Source organism: Leisingera sp. McT4-56, from assembly GCF_020514995.1.
Classification (GTDB): Bacteria; Pseudomonadota; Alphaproteobacteria; order Rhodobacterales; family Rhodobacteraceae; genus Leisingera; species Leisingera aquaemixtae_A.
On the sequence record NZ_JAJALF010000034.1, the window covers coordinates 20650 to 30609 of the forward strand.

General features: G+C 66.7%; 7 protein-coding genes. 2 read left to right on the forward strand and 5 right to left on the reverse strand.

Going from position 1 to position 9960, the window contains the following annotated elements; genetic code table 11:
- Positions 1–257: 257 nt before the first annotated feature.
- Both LHL23_RS22315 and LHL23_RS22320 read right to left on the reverse strand, forming a co-directional pair.
- The gene (locus tag LHL23_RS22315; protein WP_226431604.1) at positions 258–2159 is read right to left on the reverse strand and encodes an LGFP repeat-containing protein; all 1902 of its coding nucleotides are present in this window, start codon (positions 2157–2159) and stop codon (positions 258–260) included.
- A 490-nt stretch (positions 2160–2649) separates the two neighbouring features.
- Entirely contained in the window at positions 2650–3084 is a 435-nt protein-coding gene (locus LHL23_RS22320) for a DUF4405 domain-containing protein (protein ID WP_226431605.1), read from the reverse strand.
- A 161-nt stretch (positions 3085–3245) separates the two neighbouring features.
- Between LHL23_RS22320 and LHL23_RS22325 the strand changes: the two genes are divergently transcribed.
- Together LHL23_RS22325 and LHL23_RS22330 are read left to right on the forward strand one after the other, a co-directional pair.
- The gene (locus LHL23_RS22325) at positions 3246–4772 is read left to right on the forward strand and encodes a bifunctional aminoglycoside phosphotransferase/ATP-binding protein (RefSeq protein WP_226431606.1); all 1527 of its coding nucleotides are present in this window, start codon (positions 3246–3248) and stop codon (positions 4770–4772) included.
- A 114-nt stretch (positions 4773–4886) separates the two neighbouring features.
- Complete coding sequence (locus LHL23_RS22330) at positions 4887–5294, forward strand: universal stress protein (RefSeq protein WP_226431607.1); 408 nt, start codon at positions 4887–4889, stop codon at positions 5292–5294.
- Positions 5295–5304: 10 nt separating this feature from the next.
- On the opposite strand, the gene LHL23_RS22335 is transcribed toward LHL23_RS22330, so the two are convergent.
- From LHL23_RS22335 to LHL23_RS22345, 3 genes are all read right to left on the reverse strand, one after another.
- Positions 5305–6429 carry an ABC transporter permease gene (locus tag LHL23_RS22335; RefSeq protein WP_226431608.1) on the reverse strand — a complete coding sequence of 375 codons (1125 nt, stop codon included), beginning with the start codon at positions 6427–6429 and terminating at the stop codon, positions 5305–5307.
- A complete protein-coding gene (gene rbbA, locus LHL23_RS22340; RefSeq protein ID WP_226431609.1) occupies positions 6430–9126 on the reverse strand; it encodes a ribosome-associated ATPase/putative transporter RbbA in 2697 nt (898 codons plus the stop codon). It lies immediately after the preceding gene.
- Positions 9123–9960: HlyD family secretion protein (locus tag LHL23_RS22345; protein ID WP_226431610.1), on the reverse strand; the 838-nt coding region annotated here is incomplete at its 5' end. The genes rbbA and LHL23_RS22345, both read right to left, overlap by 4 nt.

Here is a 9960-nt window from a genome sequence, read left to right on the forward strand (position 1 = left end):
TCTGTTATCACAGAAATTGTTGCGCATGCGGTTCGCCGCGCTTTTGGCGCGTTCATCAGCATGCGCAGATTCTGCGCAAGGGGCCAGCCCATTGCGAGGACATTTAAAAGCAACAGGTCACGCGTCGCGGCCCGCCGAGGGAGGCATTCGCAGCGCAAGCGCCAATGACGGTTATCGGGGTTGGATAAACCGGTGCGGTCTGGCCAAAGGGGCCAGTTTACTGCCCATGAACCCCCGCATGGTGCAGAAATTGACCGTCAAGCGGGGTCGACGCTCCGAAGGAACGACACGCGCAGTTCGTATTCGCCTCCCCCGGCTTTGGCGAGCCGCGTGTCGACACCTAATACGTGCCAACCCTCGTCGACGGCCTGGCTCGGTGGCCCGCTCCAGACGCTGGCAAGGGTCCTGGAGACGACGACCGCGGGAAAGATCGAATCTTCCGTAAGCGAGTCCTTGATATCGCCGAAGATCTTGTCGAGGATCGTGCCCAGCCCCAGCTCCAGTACTATGGCGATGGCCTTTCCCAATCCGCCCAGAGCAATTCCAAGTCCCTCCAATCCGCTTTCGAGTTCACTTTCAACGGTGTCCTTGATGTTCTCGATCAGGCTGAGATGCCAGGCGTCCAGATCCCCGTCGTCAGCCTCAACAAGGAAATACGATGCGGCCACGAACCGCGGCCAGGTCAAGGGCGGTGAGCGGTTGGGATCATGATTAAACGTTGTGAACAGGTTCGGCGCCGCGACGGTGCCGTTGTTGAACTGGCCGAGGCTCATCAGCTCGCCGCGGACTTCCCCGTCCGGATCAATCCGGGCAACGCTGAGCTTGATCTCGTCAAGCCCGGGCTCCTTGGTTGTCTTGTTTGCCTTGACAGTGATCAGGCGGAAGGCATGCGCACGCGGAGTGTCATCGAGGACGGGCTGCGCCGGGTTGCCGGTGATGGTGAAGCGGCCGCCTTCGAAGTTGACCGGGCGGATATTCAGGTCGGACGCGGTCCAACTGATGTGGCCGAGGTTGCCGGATGGCCCGCCGAATTGCTCGTAGAGGGTGTTCACCTGCGCCGGCAGCGAGTGGGCGCCGTAGGGCGGCGACCACCACATCTTGCCAAGGCGCGCTTCGCTTGAGGCGCCGCTCTGGCCGAAGGGTGGCTCTCCGTTTGGAACTTCGTCGGTCAGCAGCCACCCGTTGCCGAACTCCCAGCCGTGCGAGGCGTATTCGGACCGGATAGCGCCGTGGATCTCACAGGCTGGTTCCAGGTCGCCGTGATAAATCGAGCCCATGCCGTGCTGGGGCGTTCCATGGAAGTGGCAGAACCAGCCGTCGTCGCGCGGTGCTCGGCGCTGATCCATTGCCGGAAACCCCAGATGAGGCACGCTCAGGCCGTCGAGATTGCGCCAGTGATCGTAGATCGAGCCCCAGATGCAGAAAGCATTCACTCCGTCAGTCCAGCACATGCCGTTCTCGTAAACCTGCACGCGCCCGAGGCGCCCGCTCCAGTCCTGGTCGATGCGCTCGGCACCGATCTTGTCGCCAAGCACCGAGTTTTGGCCGCCCATCTGGATGTATTTGGTCTGGAGGGCACCGGTGCCAATCAAGGTGCTGCCGTGGCTGACGCCGCCGGATGCCGCGGCAGCCGGACCAACAAATCCGGCAACATGAGCCATGAAAAACTGCGGTGGCCGCGGATCGCGGAACTGTTCGGCCGGGGCATAGGTCAGCGCGTCGGCGCTGCGCTGCGTCGGGTGCATCAGGCTGGCAAGTTCGGCAGCGAGCATGTTCGACGGTCGCCTGGCCTGCATGACAGAAATACCCAGCGGTCGGCGTGGGTCATCCGAAAGCCGCCGGTCAAATGGTGCTTTCCGGATCTGCGCGGAAATGCTCTCTTCACTTGTCAGGTCGACATCGGCGGCAACCCCCAAGCGGCGGCGCCTTTCGCGCGGCGATGCGGCAAGCGCGCGGGTGACTGCGGCTTTCAGGGCTTGCAGCTTGTCATCGGGCAAGATGGCCAGCAGGCGGTCTGCGGCCTTTTCCAGCGGATCCGGGTCGGCAGCAGGCTGAGCGCCGCCGATAAAGAAGCGGCTGGCAACCGCACGTTCTATGGCGAGTTGCCCGCCGGCTGCGATTTGGTCGATGAGTCTGGTAAGTAGCGGTAGGGTCTCCATGATCTGTCACTCCTGGGAGTTCGGTTGTTTGCATGCCTCCATCAGGGAAGTTGCCGACGGCTGCTTGCAGCCGCACTGACATGGTCACACAGAATGCCGGAACCTTCAGTAATCGGCATCACATGCACCCCCCGGGCCGCCGACCGGCGTTCCGGGCAAATGCCTGCCGCTGTCCGCTGGCAGAACCAGAGGTCGGTCATGCACCAACAATCAAACCGGACCAATCAGGTGGGGCTGATCAGAACCAGAAGGCTTTCAAAATACTCGGGGTGTTTTGGGTAAGAGCTAGGCAATAGATGCTGCGGTTGGCGCTTGCTGCGCAAGGCAGGCACAGAGAGGCGCCCGGGCCGCAGCTGCGGCGAAGGTTCGCAAGGTCCCGCCAGGCAGTCTCCGCAACGCTCCGGCCTGAAGGGTCGCTTATGCCATCTTCTCAACACTGCCTCATGCCTGCCTTGGCTGCTGGTGGTCCGCTGCCCGGCGGTGTCCGGTTTCAGGGCGTCCAGAACGCGTGTTTAAACATCTCGTTGAGGCCGAGCAGCCAGCTGGCCGGGGGCAGCTGCAGAAGGGCCAGCGCGGTAACGGCGGCAACGGCTGCCAGCGCGATCAGCGCCTCGGCCCGGTGGCCGCGCGGCGACATGCTGCTGCCGAAGATCAGCGTCTTGAAAACGTGGAAATGAAGCGCGGCATGCCACAGCGAGAAGCCGATGAACAGCGCCGCCAGGACAATGTGCAGATCGCTCCAGCCCTGCCGGGCCAAACCCAGCACGTCCCAGTCCGCGGCCTGTGCGGCCCTGCCCATGGGCGCAAGGAACAGGATGCTGCCGCTGAGAAGAATGGCGGCAAAGGAGAAGGTGACGCCAAAGACGGCCAGGGCCCGGGTGGTCAGCCCGCGCTTGGTTCGGGGTCGGGGCGCGGTATCGGCCATTTCACTGCCTCCTGTCAGGACGGGGTAAGTCTAGGCCGCAGGACATGCGCGCGCATTGATCCAGATCGGTTCAGCGCGCAAAGGGCAGGGGCTGCGGCCCGGTTGACCTTGCTCAAGGCGGCGGGGCGCCGCCTCTGGTAGGCTGCGCCGGGGGTAAGCCTATGCATCCAGATGAAACCCGGCAGGCAGAAGTGGTGGCCTTTCTGAGCGATCCGTCAGCTTATGGCGGGGACGCGCCGGTTGAAGTGGTGACGACCCATTCCGCGCATGTGTTCCTGGTCGGCAGCCTGGCGTTCAAGATCAAGCGGGCAGTGCGCTACAGCTACCTGGATTTTTCCTCGCTGCAGGCCCGCAAGGACGTGCTGGAGCGCGAGCTTGCCCTCAACGCCCCGGCGGCGCCGGAGATCTATGACCGGGTGGTTGCGGTCACCCGCGAGGCCGGAGGCAGCCTGGCGCTGGAGGGGGCGGGGCCTGCCGTCGAATACGCGCTGCGGATGCACCGGTTCCCGCGGGAGGCGGAGCTGAGCCGCATTGCCGATGGCGGCGGGCTGACGACTGATCTGGCGCGGCGGCTGGGCACCGCGGTGGCCGCCTATCACGCGGAAGCGGAGCGGCGCAGCGCGGACGGGGCCGCCCTGATCGGGGAAATCGTCGAGGAGCTGCGGGAGGCGCTTGGCGGCATGGGGGAGGTGCTTGGCCGCGGCCGGGTGAATGCGTTCCTGGAAGCGGCCGGGCGGGCCTTTGCGGATGCCGCGCCATGCCTGGAGCAGCGCGCGGCGGCGGGATTCGTGCGGCGGTGCCACGGCGATCTGCACCTGCGGAACCTGGTGCTGATCGGCGGCAGGGTGGTGCCGTTTGACGCGCTGGAGTTCGATGAGCGGCTGGGCACCTGCGATGTCTTCTATGACTTCGCCTTCCTGCTGATGGATCTGCTGCACCGGGATGCGCGGGTGCAGGCGAACGCGGCGCTGAACAGCTATCTGCAGGCCGCCGGGGATCTCGGCGGGCTGGCGGCGCTGCCGCTGTTCATGGCGCTGCGCGCGGCGATCCGGGCGATGGTTGCGGTGCAGGCCATGGCGGGAAACGGTTCCGCCGGGGCCGCGCGGGAGGCGCGGGATTATCTTGAGCTGGCGGCGGCCTGCCTGGCGCCGGCGCGGCCGCGGCTGGTGGCTGTGGGCGGGTTGTCGGGTACCGGCAAGACCACGGTCGCGGCGCGGGCGGCGCCGCATCTGGCGCCGCGGCCCGGCGCGGTCCACCTGCGCAGCGACGTGGAGCGCAAGGCGCTGTTCGGAGCCGATCCGCTGGCCCATCTGCCCGCCGAAAGCTACCGGCCGGAAGTGACCGCGGAGGTCTATGCCCGGCTGCTGGACCGGGCCGAGCGGGTGCTGCGCGCCGGGCACAGCGCAGTGGTGGACGCGACTTTCCTGGCGGCGGAATACCGGGATGCGGTGCGGACGCTGGCAGACAGGCTGGGGGTGCCGTTCGATGCCATATGGCTGCATGGCGACCCCGCAGAACTGGAGCGCCGCATCGAAGCGCGCACCAATGATGCCTCGGATGCGGACGCAGATGTGCTGCATGCGCAGATGAGGCGTGGCGCGGATCCTGCGGACTGGACCCGGATCAGCTGCAGCGGCACCGAGGATGAGGTTGCCGGGCGGGTGAAGGCTGCTCTGCTGCCGGAGTGACTCCGGGAGGCCTGCGCGGCAGGGAGGCGTGCCGCGGGGGAGGGCGGATAACCTTGGTCAATGCGGGCCGGAGGCTGCGGGCGTAACGTTGAGCAACATCTGAGGAGGAACACCATGTACAAGAATATTCTGGTTCCCATTGCCCCGGACCACGGCGCCGACAGCGCCAGCGCGCTGCAGGCTGCCCGTCTGCTGGCGGACAGCGATGCCAGGATCACAGCGCTGACCGTGGCCGATGAGATCCCCGGCTATGTGGTGCAGCAATTGCCGGAGGGCCTGCTGGAGAACACCCGCGCAGAGATGCTGGCAGAGCTCAAGGCAGACCTGGGCGGGGTGGCTGGCGTCAAGGCGGATGTGGTCACCGGCCATGCCGGGCGCACGATCACTGATTACGCCGAAGCGCATGGCGCCGATTGCATTGTGATTGCCTCGCACCGGCCCGGGCTGCAGGATTATTTCCTCGGCTCGACGGCGGCGCGCGTTGTGCGCCATGCCAAGTGCACCGTTGTTGTGATCCGCTGAGGCCCTGACGCTAGCTGTCGTGCGCCACGGAGCGGCGGAACAGCAAGAGGCTGGTGGCCAGGAGCGCGGCGCCGAGCAGCGCCATCCACAGCAGTTCCGGCCAGACGGTTTCGAACCCTGCGCCCTTGAAGACGATGGCCTGGCTGGCGGCCATGTAGTGGCGCGAGGGCAGGATGACGGTGGCGGCCTGCAGCCAGTCCGGCTGGCTTTCCACCGGGGTTTCGCCGCCCGAGAGCATCAGCATTGGCAGGATGGTCAGCATCACCAGCAGCGCAAACTGCGCCATTGAGCGCGCCACCGTTGCCAGGAACACCCCAAGCGCGGTTGCGGTGAACAGGAACAGCGCCGTGCCGCAGAGGAACAGCATCTTGGACCCCGCGATGGTGATGTCCAGCACCCCCTGCATCACAAAGGCCAGCGACAGCGCTGCCGCGGCCAGCACCACTGCGGCGTTGGCCCAGATCTTGGCCACGGCAATGTCGAAAGGCGAAAGCGGCATCGCCAGCAGATGCTCGATGGTGCCGTGCTCGCGTTCTCGGATCATCGCGGCACCAGTGAGGATTGTGGTCAGCCACATGATCTGGCCGATCAGCGCGTTGATGCCGGCAAAGCGGACGGTATCGCGGTTGGGGTTGAAGGCGCTGCGGATGATGATGCCGAGGGGTTGCGGCTGGGCCAGATCTGCACCGATGGCGAAGCGGCGGATCTCGGCGCTGAGGATGCTGGTGATGTAATGCACGCCGATGCCCGCCTGCTCCATCGCGGTGGCGTCGATCAGAACCTGAATTTCCGGCACCCGTCCGGCGCGCACGTCCTGTTCAAACCCGGGCGGCACGGCGACGGCAAACAGGAAGTCGCCGGCATCCATCCGGGCGGCGCCGGTGCCCGGTTCGATCTGCACCACCGGCTGGAACTCGGGCGGGAAGAACGCTGCGGCAAGGTTGCGCGACAGCGGCGAGTTGTCCTCGTCGGCAAAGGCGATCGAGGCATTGTTGACCGAGGTTGCGACCCCGGTGGCCTCCATCACCGGCGACAGGGTGAAGGACCAGACCAGAAGCGCCATCATCACCCAGTCGCGCCGCAGGCTCATCATTTCCTTGAGGCCGAGCCAGAATATGCAGGAAAGCCGTTGCATCTACTTCTCCTGTGCCCGGAGCGACAGCGCAGCCAGCAGCGTGAACGCCGGCCCGAAGCAGGCCAGCGCCAGAATGTCCGGCAGCAGCGCCTCCCAGCCCAGCCCCTTGGTGAAGGCGCCCACGTTCAGGTGCAGGAAGTAGGAGGAGGGCCACAGCGACCCGATGGTCTGGGCGCCGGGTTCCAGCGTGGACACCGGCTGCAGGAAGCCGGAGAACTGGATTGTCGGCACCACCGAGGCGATGGCGGTTGCAAAGGTCGCCGTCACCTGGCTGGAGGTCATGGTGGCGATCAGCAGCCCGTAGGAGGTGGTGGCCCAGACATAGAGCAGCGCGCCGACGGCCAGCGGCAGCGGGTCGCCCTTGAGCGGCACCCCGAAGACCGCGACGGTCATCCCGGCCAGCAGCAGGAAATTGGCGTAGGCGATCACGACATAGGGGATCTGCTTGCCGATCAGGAACTCCAGCCGGGTTGTCGGCGTGACGTAGAAATTGGTGACCGAGCCCAGCTCCTTCTCCCGCGCGACGCTGACCGCCATCAGCACCGCGGGCAGCATGATCAGCAGGATTGCGGGCATCGCAGGCGCCATTGCGGCAATGCTCTCGAAACTCTGGTTGTAGCGGAAGCGCGGCTCGATCCGGGCGATTTCGGCCGGGCGGGTGCCGCTGGCGGCGGCCTGCGCGCTCAGGAAGGTCTGATGCAGCCCGGCGGCGTAGCCCTCCACCGTCTCACCCTTGAAGGGGATGGCGCCATCGACAATGGCCAGCACCTCTGCCGGTTCATCCGCGCGCAGCTTGCGGCCGAAATCGGGGGGTAGCTCGATGACCAGCGAGACCTCGCCCGAGACCAGGCGGCTGCGGCCCTCGGCAGCGCTGGCCAGGGGCGGTGTTGGCCTGAAGTAGCGGGAGCCGGAGATTTCTGCGAGGTAGGCGCGGCTTTCGGGGCTTTGCGACAGGTCCAATGCGGCATAGTCCAGCTCTTCGATGTCGAGCGAAATGCCGAAGCAGAACACCAGCATCAGGATCACCGAGCCGAGGAAGGCAAAGGCGAGGCGCACAGGGTCGCGCAGGACCTCGACAGTTTCGCGCCGCGCATAGGCCAGGGCGCGGGTGAGGCCGCCGCCTGCCGAGGCGGTGTCCGCCTGCACGGCGGTTTCCGGGGCCGTGACCGGGGCTGGGGGATCGGCGGCCTTGAGGATGGCGACAAAGGCCTGTTCCAGGGTGTCTGCGGCCTGCGATGCCATCAGCGCCTTGGGCGTGCCTTCGGCCAGAACCTTGCCCGCGTGCATGAAGGAAACCCGGTCGCAGCGTTCGGCCTCGCCCATGAAATGGGTGGAGACAAAGATCGTCACGCCCTCGTTGCGCGACAGTTCCAGGAGCAGCGCCCAGAACATGTCGCGGGCCTCAGGGTCGACGCCGGAAGTCGGTTCGTCCAGGATCAGCACCCGCGGGCGGTGGATCACCGCAACCGCCAGCGACAGCCGCTGCTTGATGCCAAGCGGCAGGGCGGCGGCCAGGGTGGTGCTGTGCTCCGCAAGGCCGAAGCGCTGGGTCAATTCTTCGACCCTGGCCTCGCGGTCCGCAATCGCGAAGATGCGGGCGTGGAGCTGCAGGTTCTGCTGCACGGTCAGTTCGCCATAGAGCGAAAACGCCTGGCTCATGTAGCCGGTTTCGCGGCGCATGGCGCGGTTGCGGGCATCCACCGGCTTGCCGAACAGCTGCGCCTCGCCGGAGCTGATCGGCAGCAGGCCGGTCAGCATTTTCATGGTTGTCGACTTGCCGCAGCCGTTGGAGCCGAGAAAACCGAAGATCTCGCCCTGGGCGATGCTGAAATCGACATGATCAACGGCGGTGAAGTCGCCGAAGCGGCGGGTCAGCCCGCGGGCGGTGATGACCGCTTCGCCGCCGCCGTGCTTGGCCTGGGTCTGGTCCTGAACCGGCGTTGATTTCCCCTGCGCCCGCAGCTGCCGGTAAGCGGTTTCGAGGTCTTCAGCCCCGCCCCGCAGCCCGTCCGGAGTGCCCTGGTACAGGGCGCGGCCTGCATCCATGGCGACGATCCAGTCAAAGCTCTGCGCCTCCTCCATATAGGCGGTCGAGACCAGCACGGAGAGGCCGGGACTTTGGCCGCGGATGGCACTGATCAGCGCCCAGAACTGGCGGCGCGACAGCGGGTCGACGCCGGTGGTCGGCTCGTCCAGCACCAGCAGCTTGGGGTCGTGGATCAGGGCGCAGCACAGCCCCAGCTTCTGCTTCATGCCGCCCGACAGCTTGCCCATCAGCCGGTCCGCAAAAGGCGCCAGCCCGGTTGCCGTGAGGAGCGCCGCGATCCGGGCCTCGCGCTCTGCCTCGCCTTGGCCGAACAGCCGCGAGAAGAACTCGAGGTTTTCGCGCACGGAGAGTTCCGGGTAGAGGTTGCGGCCCAGCCCCTGCGGCATAAAGGCAATCGCGGGGCAGATGCGGCGCCGGTGCGCCGCGTCGCCGATGGGGCCGCCGAGGACATCTATGCTTCCCGCCTGCAGTTTCTTGGCGCCGGTGATCAGGCTGAGGAGGGTCGACTTGCCGACCCCGTCCGGCCCGATGAAGCCAACCAGCCGGCCCGGCGGCAGGTCCAGCGACAGTGCGTCCAGCGCGGTGTGCTTGCGGTACCGGTGAGTGACGTCCGCGACGCGTATGCCGGCACTGCCTGCGGCGGCGGTCATTCGAACAGCTCAGGCGGGATGCGCCGCTCCAGCGCTTCGGGCCATTCGCTGGCCGGATCCAGCCGGATCACGGCAATGCCGCGCAGGCCGGTTTTCACGTGTTCGATCCGCGCGGCCACCAGATCCTGCGGGATGCGGACGCGGACGCGGAACACCAGCTGCTCGCGCTCGCTGAGCGTTTCCACCTGCTTGGGGGTGAACTGGGCTTCCGGCGACACGAAGGTGACTGTTGCGGGAATGGCGTAATCGGGCAGCGCATCCAGCACGATGCGGGCCTCGGCGCCGATCGGCAGGAGGCCGGCCTCGCGGGCGGGCAGGAACACCTCCATGTAGATGTTTTCAAGGCTGAGCATTGTCAGGATCGGCCCGCCGGCGCCGACCACCTCGCCCGGTTCTGCCAGCCGGTAGAGCACCCGGCCCGGCATCGGCGCGGTGAGGGTGCTGTCCTCGATCTGCGCGGCGATGCGGCGGACCTCTGCCTCTGCCGCCGCAATCCCGGCGTCCGCGGTGGCCACCCGCGCCTGCGCCGCGCCCAGCACCGCCTCGGCGACCTGGTGCGCGGTGTCGCGTTCCTCAAACACGGTTTCGGAGATGTTGTGCCCGGCCAGGAGGGCGGTGGCGCGTGCCAGCTCATGCTCGGCCCGGCGGTGCTCGCTCTGGCGCTGGACTACCAGCGCCTCGGCCTCGGCCTTGGTCTGGCGCGCCAGGGCGGCTTCTGCCTTGGCCCGGTCATGGGCCGCCGACAGCTCATCCGTGTCCATTTCGACCAGGATGTCGCCGGCCGCCACCAGGCTGCCCTCGGCTGCCAGCACCCGGTCGACCCGGCCGGCCCTG